Source organism: Pseudonocardia sp. ICBG601 (assembly GCF_020496245.1).
The window spans coordinates 1-15,001 of sequence record NZ_JAHLJA010000125.1; the positions used below are offsets into that span (position 1 = coordinate 1).

Genomic DNA, 15,001 nt, shown 5'->3' on the forward strand with positions numbered 1-15,001 from the left:
GTACCGGCCCGCCCGGCCCGTCCCACACCGGCCACGCGTCCTCCGGGGTCAGCACCCCGATCTCCCGGCAGCGGCGGACCAGCTCGTCGTAGCGGCGACACCGGAGAGCCGCTCGACCGAGTCGGCCCGGACGTTCTTGGCGCGGGTCCAGAGCTCGTGGTTGCCCGGTGTCCACAGCACCCCGGGCGAAGCGGTCGCGCAGCGCGGCGAGCGTCGCGAACGACGCTCTCGATCCGTTCGTCGACGTCACCTGCGACGATCAGCCAGTCGCCGGGGTGCGACGGGCGCAGCCCCGCGGCGATGTCGCCGTCCTCCGCGTACCGCACATGCAGGTCACTGACCGCGAGCAGGCGCGGCTCCCCGACGGCGGTCACCCGTCATTGGTACCCGGTGACCCCGGGCCACCGTCCGCCGGGGCGGGAAACGCGCCTACCCGCGGTAACTTACCCCTGGTAGCTTCGGAATTCGAGCTCGACGACGAGGCGGGGAGGCCGGCATGGCGGCATCGCGAGGCGTACGACGGTGGATCCGGTGGGTGCTGCGGCACGGGGCGATGCGCCCAGGAGGTGACCCGCCAGGCGGCAAGGGCGACCTGGGCGCCCACATGATCATCAGCCCGAGGTGGTCCGGGACCCGTACCCGGCCTACGAGCAGATCCGTGGTCAGGGCCGGATGGTGCGCTCGGCCCTGACCTGGACCACGGTCGACCACGAGATCACCACCGAGGTGCTGCGCAGCCCCGACTTCTGCGTGGGCATGCGCATGCCGGAGAACGCCCCGGGCCTGCTGCGCGCGCTGCTCGCGGCGGGCGGGACCTGGCCGCTCGGGCCGGCCGAACCGCCGTCGCTGCTGGCGATCGACCCGCCGGACCACAACCGGATCCGGAAGCTGGTCACCCGCTCGTTCAGTGCCAAGGCGATCTCGTCGCTGCGCGGACGCACCGAGGAGATCGCGGCGCAGCTGCTCGCGGACCTCGAGGCCCGGGCCGGCGCCGACCGGCGCACCGACGTCATCTCCGGCTACGCCTCGCTGCTGCCGGCCACGGTCATCACCGAGATGCTCGGCGCCCCGGTGGAGATGCGGGAGCAGTTCCTCGAGTGGGGCGCCGGCGGGGCCTACTCCCTGGACATGGGACTGGACTACGCGAAGTTCCGCCGGTCCGAGCGCGACATCGACGCGCTCACCGAGTGGATGGCCGGGCACTTCGAGCGGCTGCGCCGCGAGCCCAACGACTCCATCCTGTCCTCCCTGGTCGCCACCTACGACGAGGAGGAGGGCCGGCTCACCCACGACGAGCTGCTGTCGCTGGCGATGCTGCTGCTCGCCGCGGGGTTCGAGACGACGGTCAACCTGATCGGCAACGGCACCCGCCTGCTGCTGACCCACCCCGACGAACTCGCCCGGCTGCAGGCCGACCCGGCGCTGTGGCCGAACGCCGCCGACGAGATCCTGCGCTACGACTCCCCCGTCCAGCGGACCGCGCGCGTCGCCGCCCGCGACACCGAGGTGTGCGGGTTCCCGGTCGAGCGGGGCGCGCTGGTGGTCACCCACCTCGGCGGTGCGAACCGGGACCCGGAGGTGTTCCCCGACCCGGCCCGCTTCGACGTCGGGCGCGAGGGGGCCGACCGGCACGTCGCGTTCAGCCAGGGCATCCACTACTGCCTGGGTGCGGCACTGGCGAAGATGGAGGGCGAGGTCGGGCTCCGGGCGCTGTTCGACCGCTACCCCGACCTGCGTGCCGACGGCCCCGCCGAGCTGCGCGGGACCCGGGTGCTGCGCGGCTACCGGACGCTGCCGGTCCGCCTGGGCGACGCCCGGGTCCCCGTCGACGTCTGAGCTCAGGCCCGGTTGGTGGCGCTGGTGACCGTCGTCGTCACCAGGCTGATGATCGACATCCCGATGACGAGGTGGATCACCGCGGTGGCGATGCGGACCGTCCAGGGCTGCTCGGTGAGGATCAGCGGGGACACCGCGGCCAGCGCGGTGAGCAGCCCGGCGATCCAGCCGAAGTAGGACATCGGGCTCGGCACCGCGACCAGCAGCAGGTGCGCGAGACCGGGCGCCGCGAGACCGGCGACCGCCGCCCAGATCGCGAGGCTCTGCGCCGCGGCCCACCCGTCGAGCGGCTCGGAGACGGCCGGGGCCAGGTACGGGATCTGCAGCAGGACCTGGAGGATCAGCAGCCCCACCAGGGCGATCAGCGCGGCGGTCACCGCCGTCGCCACACCGCCGGCCCACAGCCGGCCGGGGTTCACCCCGCTGCGGGGACGCGGCCGGGCGGTCTCCCGGCTCATCTCTCGGGTGCGGTCGTCGGCCTCGGACATCGTCGTACTCCCCCGGTCGCGGACGGGCCGTGCGCGGCGTCGGTGCGGCGCCGCGCGGCGGTGACCACCCGCGCCGGGTGATCACCTGTGGTGGGCAGCAGACTACGCCCCGCGACGACGCCCCGTCCGCCCCCGCCGCAACGCGGCGAGTGCGGCCTCCGCGTCGGCGACCACCCGCTCGCCACGGCGTTCCAGGGCCTCCCCCGACTCGGCGCCCGAGCCCATGTTGCCCTGGGCGTACCGCGTCCAGACCCCGGCCCCGATGCAGGCGCAGCGCCAGTGCGCGAACGCCACCCAGTACGGCAGCTGGTCCAGCGCCCGCCCGGAGCGGGCGGCGTAGCGGGCGGCGACGAGGTCACGGTCGGGCCAGCCGGGCGCCGCGGTCGGGCCGCTGGTGATCGCGGGCAGGGTGTCGCCGGGACGCTCCCAGGACGCCAGCAGCCACCCGAGGTCGGCCAGCGGTTCCCCCAGGGCCGCCAGCTCCCAGTCGAAGACACCGGTGATCCGGCCGCCGCGGAACGACAGGTTGCCCGGCCGGTAGTCGCCGTGCGCGATCCGCGGACCGTCGGACGGCTCCGGCGGCATCGCCTCGACCAGTGCGGCGTGCGCGGCGTCGAGCGCGGCGAGGTCGGTGAACGCGCCGGCGTGCGCCTGCCGGTGCCAGCGGCGCAGCTGCCGCTCCAGGTAGCGGCCGGGCCGCGTCAGGTCGGCGAGCCCCACCTCGGTGGGGTCGACGGAGTGCAGTGCGGCGAGCACCTCGGCGGTGTCGAGACCGCAGGCCCGCCGTTCCGGTTCGGGGACGGCCTCGCCCGCGGCGCGGTCCCCGGGACGACACCGTCGACCCAGCCCATCAGGTAGAAGCCGGCGCCGAGCACCGCGGTGTCCGTGCAGAGGGCGACCGGCTCCGGCACCGGGACCGCGGTGCCGGCCAGTGCGGTCAGGAAGCGCCACTCCCGGCCCATGTCGTGTGCGGTGGCGAGCACACCCCCGGTCGGTGGGCGGCGCAGTGCGTACGGCGTGCCGCGGGCGTCGGTGATCCGGAAGGTGAGGTTGGAGTGTCCGCCGGAGATCCGCTCCACGGCCACCGGGCCGTCGCCGAGCTCGACCTGCGGCACCTCGGCCGCCAGCCAGCGGGTCAGGGCGACCGGGTCCACCCCGTCGTGTGCGTCGGTCATCCCCCGATGCAACATGATCGCCCCCGCGCCGACCAGCCCCCGGACGGAGAACGCCGGCACGTCCTCCGGGCAGGACCGCGCGACCAGTGGCACCGGCGGCACCGGCGGCACGGCCCTGGGTTCCCCGGCACCGGCCCAGGCGTCCGCGCCTAGGACGGTGGCAGGACGAGCCGGGCCAGCAGGCGTTCGGCCTCCGCGGCCGGGTCCGCGGTGAGCCCGGTGTGCACCGGGCCGGGGCACACGATGGTGCTGCGGGCGGTGGTGAGGCGCCGGAAGCGGCGTCCGATGTCCTCCCCCGCGCCGGGGCCGCGAGCGGCCAGCGCGCCGGTGGCGTGCCGGTCCGACCGCGGCGGCTCGGGTACCGCGGCGACCGCGGCCACGGTCGCCAGCAGCTCGTCGACGGCGTCGGCGTCGGCGGTCGGGTCGAGCGCGGCCAGCCGGGCACGGTCGAGGTGGACGCGCACCGCGAGGACGTCGCGGGCCCGGCAGTGCAGCAGCACCCCGGCGTTCATCGACTCCCCGCGTTCCACCCGCGGCACGACCCGCAGCAGCGCGTACTCGTAGGGGACGAGGTCGCTCACCGGTCCTCCCCGCCGACGACGCCACCGATCCGCAGCCACGGTGGACGGCGGGGCGCCCGGTCGACCGGCCGGGGTCTGCCCGCGGCCACCGTCGCGGCGACGCCCGGCAACCAGTCCCCGCGTGCCGCGACCCGGGCCAGCAGGGCCTCGGCGTAGGCGGCACGGACGGCGTCGGGACCGCCGACGCCGTCGACGTCGGCGATCCACTCGTCGGGGACGAGCGCCAGCACCTCGTCGAGCAGGGCCGGGGTGACCTGCGGGGCGAGCGCGGCGTCGGCGGCGTCGAGGTCGGGGTGCGCACCGAGCAGCACGTGGTCGCCGGCGTCGAACGGACGGTGGGCGAACCGCGACGCGGCCGACCAGTCGTGGGCGAAGGTGAGCGTCGCGCCGTGATCGATCAGGTAGGGCCTGCGGTGCCAGAGCAGCATGTTCGAGTTGCGCCAGGAGCGGTCGACGTTCCCGACGAGCGCGTCGAACCAGAGCACCCGCCCGGCGAACCCGGGCCCGACGTCGAACGCGACCGGGTCCAGGTCGAGCGCCCCCGGCAGGAAGTCGACGGCGAGGTTGAGCCCGTCGGAGTTCCGGAGCAGCTCCTGGACCTCCTCGTCGGGCTCGGTGCGCCCGAGCGTCCCGTCGACGACGATCGTCGCGATCCGCGGGACGGGCAGGCCCAGCGCGCGGGCCAGCTCCCCGGAGACGATCTCGTTGACCAGCACCGGACGGCCCTGCCCGGCGCCGGTGAACTTCACCGCATAGGTGCCGAGGTCGTCGGCCTCCATCAGTCCGGGCAGCGACCCGCCCTCGCGCAGCGGGGTCACGTACCGGATCGCGGTCAGCCGGGGCAGGGCCCGCTTCTCGGTCGTCGGCTCCTGGCTCACCCGCGGAGGTTAGCGCCGGACGTGCGAACGACCCGCACCCCGTGGCGTCGGGGTGCGGGCCGTGGTCGCGCTCGCCGGGCGGGCCGGTAGGAGGATCACCGGCCCGCCCGGCTCCGGGGCGCGCGGGCGGGCCGGGAGGTACGGGTCAGACCGAGACGGTCTGGCGCGGGATCGCCTGGGTCTGCTCCATGCGGCGGGCCGCCTGGCGGGCCAGGAGCTCGTCGACGCTGAACCGGCCCGGGCCGCTGGACATGAGGATCAGCGTGGCGCAGATGATCGTGCCGACCAGCGCCCAGCCGTTGTCGGCCATGAACAGGCCGTTCTTGCCGTGGACGAACCAGATCGCGCCGGCCATCACGAAGGTCATCAGTGCACCGGGGACGACCATGCGGACACCGAGGGCGACCGAGAGCGAGAACACGAGCTCGACCACGATCGTGAACGACGCCGCGCCGATGGCCAGCGGGATGCCGAACTTCGCGAACACGGCGGCGGTGTCGAACAGACCGGCGTCGATCTTCTTCCGCGAGTGCATGACCATGATGTAGGCCAGCAGCAGACGGGCGACGAGCAGCGCGACGTCGCGCGGGGTTCCGGTCAGGGAGCGGTACACGGTTCCTCCAGGAGCGAGTTGGTCACCGCGGGTGAGCTCGTCACCACGGAATGCACAAGACCCTAAGCGCACGAACGTGCTACTCCGCCGGGTTCAGCAACTCTGCGCGACGAAATGGCCGCACGGCGCGACGAGGCGCACCGGACGGCCGGTCACCCGACCGGGGAGCGCTGCGGCCGGTGCGTCACGCGGCACGACCGGACGAGCGGTCGCCTCACGGGCGCATCACCGCAGGTCACGAGCACGGAGGGTCGCACCTTCCGTGCGGCCATCACCCGCATGTCGCAGTAGTTCGACGACCACTCCGCAGGGGGTCACCGACGGTCGTCACGTCGTGCAGCCCGGCGTTCCGGACGTGCCGCTCGTCCCGCGGATCGTCGCGTACGACGGGCGGTTCGCCCGAGCGGCCCAGCGACGCGCCCCGGCTCGTGCCGGCGCGCTCGCGCCGGGGTGCTGCGCCATGATGGCCGCGTGTCCGACACGAACAGCCACGACATCACGGCGACCACGGAATGGACGGCGCTGACCGAGCACGCGGCGGAGGTCGAACCCCGACACCTGCGGTCGCTGTTCGACGACGACCCCGACCGCGCTACCGCCCTCACCGCCACCGGCGCCGACCTGGTGCTCGACTACTCCAAGCACCGCATCACCCGAGACACCGTCGGTCTGCTGACGGACCTGGCGCGCGCGGCCGGGCTGCCCGCGCGCATCGAGGCGATGTTCACCGGTGAGCACGTGAACACCTCCGAGGACCGGGCGGTCCTGCACACGGCCCTGCGGCTGCCGCGGGACGCGTCGCTCACCGTCGACGGCCAGGACGTCGTCGCCGACGTGCATGCCGTGCTGGACCGGATGGGCGAGTTCACCGACGCCGTCCGCTCCGGGGCGTGGACCGGGTTCACCGGGCAGCGGATCCGCACCGTGGTCAACATCGGCATCGGTGGCTCCGACCTGGGCCCGGTCATGGCCTACGAGGCGCTGCGGGACTACGCCCAGCGCGACCTCGAGTGCCGGTTCGTGTCCAACATCGACCCGACCGACCTGTACGAGAAGACCCGCGACCTCGACCCGGCGACGACCCTGTTCGTCGTCTCGTCGAAGACGTTCACCACCCAGGAGACGCTCACCAACGCCCGCAACGCGCGGTCCTGGCTGCTGTCCGGGCTCGGGACGGACGACACCGGAGCGGTCGCGAAGCACTTCGCCGCGGTCTCCACGAACGCCGAGAAGGTGGCGGAGTTCGGCATCTCCACCGACAACATGTTCGGGTTCTGGGACTGGGTGGGCGGGCGCTACTCGGTGGACTCGGCGATCGGCCTGTCGCTGATGTGCGCGATCGGCCGCGAGCACTTCGCGGAGTTCCTCGCCGGCATGCACGCCATGGACGAGCACTTCCGCCACACCCCGCTCGAGCAGAACCTGCCGGTGATCTCCGGGCTGCTCGGCGTCTGGTACTCGAACTTCTTCGGCGCCGACACCCGCGCGGTGCTGCCGTACTCGCAGTACCTGCACCGGCTGCCCGCCTACCTGCAGCAGCTCACCATGGAGTCCAACGGCAAGTCGGTGCGCGGTGACGGCACCCCGGTCACCACCACCACCGGCGAGATCTTCTGGGGCGAGCCGGGCACCAACGGCCAGCACGCGTTCTACCAGCTGCTGCACCAGGGCACCCGGCTCGTGCCGTGCGACTTCATCGGCTTCGCCCGTCCGCACCACGACCTGCCCGGCGAGGACGCGGCCGACTCCCACGACCTGTTCATGGCGAACCTGTTCGCCCAGTCCGCGGCGCTGGCGTTCGGCAAGACCGCCGCGGAGATCGAGGCCGAGGGCACCCCGGCCGACGTCGTGCCGCACAAGGTGATGCCGGGCAACCGGCCGTCGTCGACGGTCCTGGCCGAGAAGCTGACCCCGTCGGTGCTGGGGCAGATCATCGCCTTCTACGAGCACGTCACCTTCGTCGAGGGCACGATCTGGGGCATCGACTCCTTCGACCAGTGGGGGGTCGAGCTCGGCAAGGTCATGGCCAAGCAGTTCGGGCCCGCGCTCTACGGCTCGAACCCGCCGGACGCCGCCGAGTCCGGTCTCGACGCGTCCACCGCCGCGCTGATCGGTCGCTACCGCGCCTGGCGCGGTCGCTGAGACCCCTCGCCCGGCGGGGCCCCGTCCCGCCGGGCGAGAATCGCCCGGTGAACGATCCACGGTCGGCCCCGCTGCGGGCCCGCGTCACCGGTCCGGTCGCTGCGGCCCTGCTCGTGCTCGCCGGGGTGCTGATCGCCCTGGCAGCGACGGGGGTGCTGCAGAGCGGTGACACCGAGACCGCGATCGGACTCGCCGCGGACCGGATCCCGGGGGTCACGGTGGTGGCGCTGGTGGTCACCGAGCTCGGGAACACCGTCGGCAGCACCGCGGTCGCCCTGGTCGGCGCGGCCGTGCTCGCGCTGCGCGGCCGGGCCGCCGAGGGGCTGTGCCTGGCCGCGGTGCCGCTCGTCGCGAGCGTGGTGTTCACGGTGATCAAGCAGCTGCTCGACCGGGCCCGCCCACCCGCGGACCTGCAGGTCACCTTCATCGCGAACAAGTCCCTGCCCTCCGGACACGCGACGATGGTCGCCGCCGCCTGGACGGCGCTGGTGCTCGTGCTGTGGCCGGTGCTGCGCCCGCGCGGCCGGGTGCTGCTCACCGCGTTCGCGGTGCTGTGGGCCGGAGCCGTCGGGTTCACCCGCATCTACCTGGGCGTGCACTGGCTGTCCGACGTACTCGCCGGATGGACGCTCGGGGCGGCGCTCGCGTTCACCGGGGTGACGGTGCTGTCGCTGGTGCTCGACCGGCGGACCCGGCGACGGGACGTCGCCGCGGCCTGACCCGGCCCGACGCCGGTCAGGCCCCGGGGTCACCGTCCGGTGTCCCGGCGCCGGTCAGGGCGCCGGTGACCCGCGTGGCCCGCTCCCCCGCCGCGGCGAGGGTGCGGGCGTGGTCGTGCCAGGCACCGATGTCCTCGCGCAGCCACGCCGCGCGCAGTGCCTCCGTCGCCGTCGTCCACTGCCGCAGCAGCGCGACCCCCTCGGCGGCGCCCGCGGCCTTCCGGTGCGTGCGCAGCGCACCGGTCATCGCGAGCACGGCACGCGTCGCGGTCGCGACCTTCCCGGTGATCTCGATCGGCACCGGGAGTCCCGCCGTGGCCTGGGCGACGGCGGCGGCGCGGGTCAGCAGCAGCACCGCGGCCACCACCGCGACCAGCACGACGACCGCCGTCGCCCAGAACGCCGCGCCCGCCACCGGGGTGAACGCGAGCACCAGCACGACGAGCAGCAGCGCGGGGACCGCCCACCGGACCCCGCGGGCGGTCCGGGCCAGGAGGTGGGCCCGGCGCTGGACCCCGGGGTCGGGTGGGGTGTCGTCGGCGCGCACGAGGCCGCGGTCGACGTACAGCAGAGCGGTGTCGGACGCGTCCGGCATGGGGTGATTGTGCACGGCTCCCGGGAGGGTGGAACCGCGGGATTCGCCTACCCGGTGGGCGAGCTCGCCGACGTCACGTCCGGCCGCGCGGACGGGGGCGGACACGTGCGGTCGCTCCGCCCGGGTTCAGACCTGCTCCCGCGGGCACCACCAGGTCGACCGCCCGCCGACGGTCCCGTGCACCATCTCCGTCCCGCAGCGCGGGCAGTGCCCGCCCGGACGCCGGTGCTCGACGACCTCACCGGTGTGGACGCCGCCGTGGGCGATGGCCCGCTCCAGCGCGCGGCCGAGGTCGCGGTGCAGCCGGTCCAGGTCGGCGCGGGTCAGGTCACGGACCGGGACCGTCGGCGAGATCCTCGCCTGCCACAGTGAGCCTTTCCCAACCTGTTTGTGCTGGTCAGGCGGTGGTGATCATGAGGGTCTGGATCGCTGCGACGAGCTGAGCAGCCTGGGAGGGGCTGGAGCGGATCTTGCGGAGGATCTTCCAGTTCTTCAGCTCGGCGTTGACCCGCTCACCCGGTGCCCGCCGTCGGGCGTGAGCGGCGTTGACGGCCTTCTGATTCGCTGACAGGGGCCGGTGTCGAGATCGCGGCGTCGGCGTCGGTGCGGGACGGTGATCGCGGGACCGCCGCCCTGGTAGGCGGTGTCAGCGACCGCCCGCACCCCGGTGGTGTTGACCGCGTCGATGATCCCGTGGATCCGGGCAGCGCCCATGTCGTGCCGTGCCCCCGGTAGCGGCGGGGAGATCCACACCAGCCGACCCGCGGGGTCGGCGATGACCTGCACATTCAGCCCGTGACACTTGTGCTTCCCGCTATAGAACGCCCGGTCATAGCCCGAGCCCATGCCGACCCGGTCGATACGCAGCAGCGTCCCGTCCAGGATCACGAACGCCTTCCCGGCCGCGACCGTGATGGCCTGCTCCAGGGTCGGCGCGAGCGCAGCGAGCAGCCCGATCGCCTCGGCGACATACCGGGACACCGTGGACTTCCCGACTCTGAATCCGCTGGCCAGGTCGGTGTAGGTCTCGCCCTTACGTAGGTGCGCGAGCACGAGCAGGGCCTGACGGGCCGGGGTCAGGAGCCGCCACCGGGTCCCGATCCGGCGACGATGTCCGCGCAGCAGCCCGGCCAGGACACGAACCGTGCGAGTGGACATCGACATCCCGGATGGGTAGGACAACACGCGGGGCTCCTCGGTAGGCGGTGGCGCGACAGCTATCCGTCTACCAGGAGCCCCACCCATCTCACGACAAGCCACGCACCTCACACCCCTGACCAGCACAAACAGGTTGGGAAAGGCTCAGTGTCTCGTCGGCCAGCAGGTTCCCGACGCCGGCCAGCACGGACTGGTCGAGCAGCCGGGCCTTCACCGCCGACGTGCCGCGCAGCAGGCGTTCGCGGAACTCGGCGGGGTCGATGCCCTCGGCGTCGGGTCCGAGGCCGGACAGGTCGGGGTCGAGCCGGACCCGGCCGAGACGGCGCTTGTCGAACAGCCGGAGCTGCCCGCCGTCGTCGAAGGTCAGGGTGAACCGGTCCCACTCGGCCTTGCGCGGCTGCCGGTCGGGGCGGGCCGGGCCGCCGCCGATGCGCTCGCGCCCCGAGTTCGTGACGACGATCCGCCCACCCATCCCGAGGTGCACGCCCAGCGCGGGGCCCGCGTCGCCGTCCGCGGTCGCGGTGTCGCACCAGAGGGTCTTGCCGATCCGGTTCGCCCGGGTCAACCGTCCGCCCTCGAGTGCCGAGGCGATGTCGCCGGGCCGGTGGGGGCGGCAGACCCACTCGTCGCGGTCGTCGACGTCGGTGATCGTCCGGCCGACGGCCTCGGCGAGGACGGTGCGTGCGTTCTCCACCTCGGGCAGCTCGGGCATGACGACCAGTGTGGCGCCGTCGGGGAACACCCGCGCGCCGGTCGGTCGTTGGGGCCGGTGTGACGGTCGGTGAACGGATGAAGGTGCGGGCGCCCGAGCTGCGCGGGCGGCGCTGGCTGAACACCGGGGGCGCGGAGGTGACCCTCGCCGGGCTGCGCGGGCGGATCGTGGTGCTCGACTTCTGGACCTTCTGCTGCGTCAACTGCTTGCACGCGCTCGACGAGCTGCGGCCCCTGGAGGCCGAGTTCGGCGACGTCCTGACGATCATCGGGGTGCACTCGCCGAAGTTCGTGCACGAGGCGGACCCGGCCGCCGTCGAGGCCGCGGTCGAGCGCTACGACGTCACCCACCCCGTCCTCGACGATCCCGAGCTCACCACCTGGGACGCCTACGCCGCCCGCGCCTGGCCGACCTTGGCCGTCGTCGACCCGGACGGGTTCGTCGTCGCCCGGATGGCGGGCGAGGGCCACGGCCCCGGCCTGGCCGCGCTTGTCCGGGAGCTGGTCGCCACGCACGGCGACCGGCTGCGCCGCGGGGACGACCCGTACGTCCCGCCGCCCGCGCCGGACACCGCGCTGCGCTTCCCCGGCTCGGCCGTCGCGCTGCCCGGCGGCACGTTCCTCGTGTCCGACACCGCCCACCACCAGCTCGTCGAGCTGGCGGGCGACCTGGAGACCGAGGTGCGGCGGATCGGGGCCGGAGAGCGCGGGTTCGCCGACGGCGCGGCGTCGGCGGCGCGGTTCTCCGAGCCGCAGGGGCTGCTGATCCTCCCCTCCGGCGACGCCGTCCTGGTCGCCGACACCGTCAACCACGCGGTCCGGCGGGTCGACCTGGCCGACGGCACCGTGTCCACCCTGGCCGGGACCGGCGAGCAGCTGCGCGAGCGGGTCGCGGTGGGCGCCACGTCGACGCTGCTGTCCTCGCCGTGGGACCTTGCGTGGTGGGGCGGCACGGTCGTCGTCGCCATGGCGGGCCCGCACCAGCTGTGGACCCTCGACCCCGCCACCGGCGAGGCCCGGGTGCTGGCCGGGACCACCACCGAGGGGCTGCGCGACGGGGCGTTCGACGAGGCGTTCTTCGCCCAGCCCTCCGGGCTCGCGGTGGGTCCCGACGGGACGCTGTGGGTCGCCGACTCCGAGATCTCCGCGCTGCGCCGGATCGGGGACGGCCCCGGGGCCGCGGTCGCGACGGCCGTCGGGCAGGGGCTGTTCGAGTTCGGGCACCGCGACGGCCCGGCCGCGCAGGCACTGCTGCAGCACCCGCTCGGGGTGACCGTGCTGCCCGACGGCTCGGTCGCCGTCGCCGACCCTACAACGGTGCCGTGCGCCGGTTCGACCCGGCCACGAACCGGGTCTCGACGCTGGCCGAGGGGCTCGCCGAACCGTCGGACCTGCTCGTCGACGGCGAGACGCTGGTCGTCGTCGAGTCCGCGGCGCACCGGCTGGTGCGGCTGCCGTCCCGGCCGGGTCGCTCGTGGCCGGCGACGCCCACGTCGTCCGGCGGACCCCGACGACGCTCGCCCCGGACGTGACGCTGCGGATCGGTTCACCCCCGCCCACCGGCCAGCACCTCGACGACCGGTACGGCGACCCGACGTCGCTGACCGTGGTCGCCGACCCGCCGTCGCTGCTGCGGGGCGGCGGGGGCACCGCGACCGGGCTGACCCGCGAGCTGCGTCTGGACCCGGCCGTCGGAACCGGGGTGCTGCAGGTCGCGGTGACCGCGGCGGCCTGCGACGACCCGTCGGACGGGTTCGCCGCCTGCCACCGCTACCAGCAGGACTGGGGCATCCCGGTGACCGTCGGCGACGACGGTCCGGCCGAGCTGGAGCTCGACCTGCGGTCGGTCTAGCCCTCCATCCAGGCGAGCACCGCCATCACGCGGCGGTGGTCGTCCGAGGAGGGCGGCAGCCCGAGCTTGGTGAAGATCGAGGAGATGTGCTTCTCCACCGCGCCCTGGGTGATCACCATGAGCCGTCCGATCGGCGATGTTGGTGCGGCCCTGGGCCATGAGCTCCAGCACCTCGCGCTCGCGCGGGGACAGCTCGGCCAGCGGGTCACGCCGGCGGCGCTTGGTGAGCAGCGCGGAGACGACCTCCGGGTCCAGCACGGTGCCGCCCGCGGCGACCCTGCCGAGCGCGTCGGACAGGTCGGCGAGCTTGGAGACGCGGTCCTTGAGCAGGTACCGACCCCGCCACCGGCCTCCAGCAGGTCGGTGGCGTAGGACTCCTCGACGTACTGGGACAGCACGAGGATCCCCACCGACGGGAACCTCCGGCGGATCTCCAGCGCGGCCCGCAACCCCTCGTCGGTGAACGACGGCGGCATCCGGACGTCCACGACGGCCACCTCGGGCTGGTGCTCCTCCACCGCCGCGACGAGCGCGTGCCGTCCCCGACGGCGGCGAGCACCGTCGCGTCCGCCTCCTCCAGCAGCCGTACCAGGCCCTCGCGCAGCAGCACCGAGTCCTCGGCGAGCACCACCCGCATCGTCATGGACCCATCCTGGGTCACGCGTCCCGAGACCGGCGACCGGGACCTCCGCGGTCAGGACGGTCGGGCCACGGGCGGGCTGTCGACCTCCAGGCGTCCCTCGACGATCTCCAGCCGGTCGGCGAGCCCGGCCAGGCCGTGGCCCTTGCCCGGGTGGGCGCCGCCGCGGCCGTCGTCGCGCACGCTGACCCGCAGCAGCGTCTCGTCGACGGTCACCGTGACCGTCACCGCGGTCGCGCCGGCGTGCTTGGCGATGTTGGTGAGCGCCTCGGTCACCACGAAGTACGCGGTGTTCTCGACCAGGGCGGGCAGCCGGGCACCGTCGTCGAGGCCGACGTCGAGGTCGACCGGGACCCGGGCAGCGTCCCGCGGCGGCCCGCAGCGCCGGCCGAGCCCGCGGTCGGCGAGGATCGGCGGCGCGATGCCCCGGGACAGCGCGCGCAGCTCCGAGAGCGCCTCACGGCTCTGTTCCAGTGCCTCGTGCAGCAGCGGGCGGGCGCGCTCGGGATCGTCGTCGAGGCGCCGGACGGCGGACTCCAGGTCCATGCCGAGCCGCACCAGCCGCTGCTGCGGCCCGTCGTGGATGTCGCGTTCGAGCCGGCGCAGGGTCTGTGCCTCGGCAGCGACGGCCGCCCGCCGCCCGGCGGCCAGAGCCAGCGCGCGGGCCCGCAGCGCGCCGTCTGGTTGGTGAGCAGGCCGCGGGCGAGCAGTGCGCGCATGTCGGTCAGCCACCGCACGACCGTCGGCAGGGTCACGAGCAGCAGTACGCCGAGCCCGGTGTTGAGCGCGACGTCGCCGAGGGTGGAGTCGATGCCGGTGACGGACCCGAACAGCGTCCAGTTCTCCGGCCCGCGCGGCAACGACCACTGCCAGAACACGTAGAACAGCCCGCCGAGCCCGGTGACCGCCCACACCAGCGCGACCACCGCGGTCAGGATCCGGACCGGCAGGGCGGCGACCGCGTGCGCCACGTCGCGCCAGCTCTGGGGTCGGCCAGCGCCCGGAACAGCCGTCCCATCAGTGAGCGCCCGCGGTTGGGCCGGTAGTGGTGCGGCGGGAGCGGACCGCCGGTCGCGCCCTCGGTGGCCCGGCGCTCCAGCTCGGCGAACCCACGCGCCGCGGCCAGTAGACCGACGGTGATGGGCAGCCCGATCCAGATGACGAACGTGCTCGCCCCCAGCACCAGCCCGACCAGCACCACCACCCCGCTGACGACCGCCAGCGGCAGCCCGGCCAGCAGGTAGGCCATCTGCGCGCCGAGCCGGGTGCGTCCCGGCCACGTCGACGGCCAGCCCGGCGCGTGCGGCAGGTGCAGGCCGCCGTCGCGCAGCAGGTACTCGCGCAGCGCGCCGTTCCCCAGCCCTCCAACGCACGGACCAGGTGCGGGTCCAGGTGGCTGCCGCCCCGCCTCGTCGGGGTCCGGCCGCGGCCGGACGGCCTGCTCCTCCGCCATCACGGCCCACCTCCTCGCCTGCCGGTCGTCCCCTGCGCAGGATAGGCGGTGACGAACGCCGCGCCGGGGTCGCGTGGGGCGGGGGCGACATGGTGAGCTACCACCCGGTAACAGACGCGACGACGCGAGAAGGTGTGCCCGTGGACCCCGCCGACCTCAC

Annotated in this window: 10 protein-coding genes and 6 pseudogenes; 4 read left to right on the forward strand and 12 right to left on the reverse strand. The window is 74.3% G+C overall.

Annotated features, from left to right (window positions below; all coding sequences use genetic code 11):
* Window positions 1-250, reverse strand: a pseudogene (locus KPL57_RS26960) (hypothetical protein); the annotation flags it as partial.
* Window positions 251-621: 371 nt separating this feature from the next.
* Here KPL57_RS26960 and KPL57_RS70375 point away from each other — a divergent pair.
* On the forward strand, window positions 622-1,836 hold the full coding sequence (locus tag KPL57_RS70375) for a cytochrome P450 (RefSeq protein WP_226353642.1): 1,215 nt from the start codon (window positions 622-624) through the stop codon (window positions 1,834-1,836).
* Window positions 1,837-1,838: 2 nt separating this feature from the next.
* Here the strand turns inward: KPL57_RS70375 and KPL57_RS26970 are convergent, their stop codons facing one another.
* From KPL57_RS26970 to KPL57_RS26990, 5 genes and pseudogenes are all read right to left on the reverse strand, one after another.
* Window positions 1,839-2,324, reverse strand: coding sequence for a DUF6069 family protein (locus KPL57_RS26970; protein WP_226353643.1), 486 nt, complete (start codon window positions 2,322-2,324; stop codon window positions 1,839-1,841).
* 102 nt (window positions 2,325-2,426) lie between these two features.
* Window positions 2,427-3,514: pseudogene (locus KPL57_RS26975) on the reverse strand (phosphotransferase family protein).
* 134 nt (window positions 3,515-3,648) lie between these two features.
* On the reverse strand, window positions 3,649-4,080 hold the full coding sequence (locus KPL57_RS26980) for a DUF3037 domain-containing protein (RefSeq protein WP_083695807.1): 432 nt from the start codon (window positions 4,078-4,080) through the stop codon (window positions 3,649-3,651).
* Window positions 4,077-4,958, reverse strand: a complete 882-nt coding sequence (locus KPL57_RS26985; protein WP_226353644.1) for a HipA family kinase — start codon at window positions 4,956-4,958, stop codon at window positions 4,077-4,079. Before KPL57_RS26985 ends, KPL57_RS26980 begins: the two co-directional genes overlap by 4 nt.
* A 145-nt stretch (window positions 4,959-5,103) precedes the next feature.
* Window positions 5,104-5,571, reverse strand: coding sequence for a DoxX family protein (locus tag KPL57_RS26990; protein ID WP_226353645.1), 468 nt, complete (start codon window positions 5,569-5,571; stop codon window positions 5,104-5,106).
* Between the two features lie 471 nt (window positions 5,572-6,042).
* On the opposite strand from KPL57_RS26990, the gene pgi reads away from it, so the two are divergent.
* A complete protein-coding gene (gene pgi / locus KPL57_RS26995) occupies window positions 6,043-7,713 on the forward strand; it encodes a glucose-6-phosphate isomerase (protein ID WP_226353646.1) in 1,671 nt (556 codons plus the stop codon).
* Window positions 7,714-7,760: 47 nt separating this feature from the next.
* Window positions 7,761-8,432, forward strand: a complete 672-nt coding sequence (locus KPL57_RS70380; RefSeq protein ID WP_226353647.1) for a phosphatase PAP2 family protein — start codon at window positions 7,761-7,763, stop codon at window positions 8,430-8,432.
* Window positions 8,433-8,448: 16 nt separating this feature from the next.
* Here the strand turns inward: KPL57_RS70380 and KPL57_RS27005 are convergent, their stop codons facing one another.
* The 3 genes and pseudogenes from KPL57_RS27005 to KPL57_RS27015 all read right to left on the reverse strand — a co-directional run bounded on the left by KPL57_RS27005 (window position 8,449) and on the right by KPL57_RS27015 (window position 10,897).
* The gene (locus KPL57_RS27005) at window positions 8,449-9,027 is read right to left on the reverse strand and encodes a hypothetical protein (RefSeq protein ID WP_226353648.1); all 579 of its coding nucleotides are present in this window, start codon (window positions 9,025-9,027) and stop codon (window positions 8,449-8,451) included.
* Window positions 9,028-9,424: 397 nt separating this feature from the next.
* Window positions 9,425-10,212, reverse strand: a pseudogene (locus tag KPL57_RS27010) (transposase family protein).
* Window positions 10,213-10,273: 61 nt separating this feature from the next.
* Window positions 10,274-10,897, reverse strand: coding sequence for a DNA-formamidopyrimidine glycosylase family protein (locus KPL57_RS27015; protein WP_226353649.1), 624 nt, complete (start codon window positions 10,895-10,897; stop codon window positions 10,274-10,276).
* 77 nt (window positions 10,898-10,974) lie between these two features.
* Between KPL57_RS27015 and KPL57_RS27020 the strand changes: the two are divergent.
* Window positions 10,975-12,748, forward strand: a pseudogene (locus tag KPL57_RS27020) (redoxin domain-containing protein).
* Here the strand turns inward: KPL57_RS27020 and KPL57_RS27025 are convergent.
* The 3 genes and pseudogenes from KPL57_RS27025 to KPL57_RS67440 all read right to left on the reverse strand — a co-directional run.
* A pseudogene (locus KPL57_RS27025) lies at window positions 12,745-13,385 on the reverse strand (response regulator). The pseudogenes KPL57_RS27020 and KPL57_RS27025 sit on opposite strands and share 4 nt — an antisense overlap.
* Window positions 13,386-13,442: 57 nt before the next feature.
* Window positions 13,443-14,120, reverse strand: a complete 678-nt coding sequence (locus KPL57_RS27030) for a histidine kinase (protein ID WP_226353650.1) — start codon at window positions 14,118-14,120, stop codon at window positions 13,443-13,445.
* 17 nt (window positions 14,121-14,137) lie between these two features.
* Window positions 14,138-14,841: pseudogene (locus tag KPL57_RS67440) on the reverse strand (sensor domain-containing protein); the annotation flags it as partial.
* Window positions 14,842-15,001: the final 160 nt, after the last annotated feature.

What these genes read in the sequence shown, in the direction of transcription:
- KPL57_RS27015 (WP_226353649.1), bottom strand. Translation starts at nt 10,897, where the DNA reads ATGCCCGAGCTGCCCGAGGTGGAGAACGCACGCACCGTCCTCGCCGAG.
- KPL57_RS26970 (WP_226353643.1), bottom strand. Translation starts at nt 2,324, where the DNA reads ATGTCCGAGGCCGACGACCGCACCCGAGAGATGAGCCGGGAGACCGCC.
- KPL57_RS27005 (WP_226353648.1), bottom strand. Translation starts at nt 9,027, where the DNA reads ATGCCGGACGCGTCCGACACCGCTCTGCTGTACGTCGACCGCGGCCTC.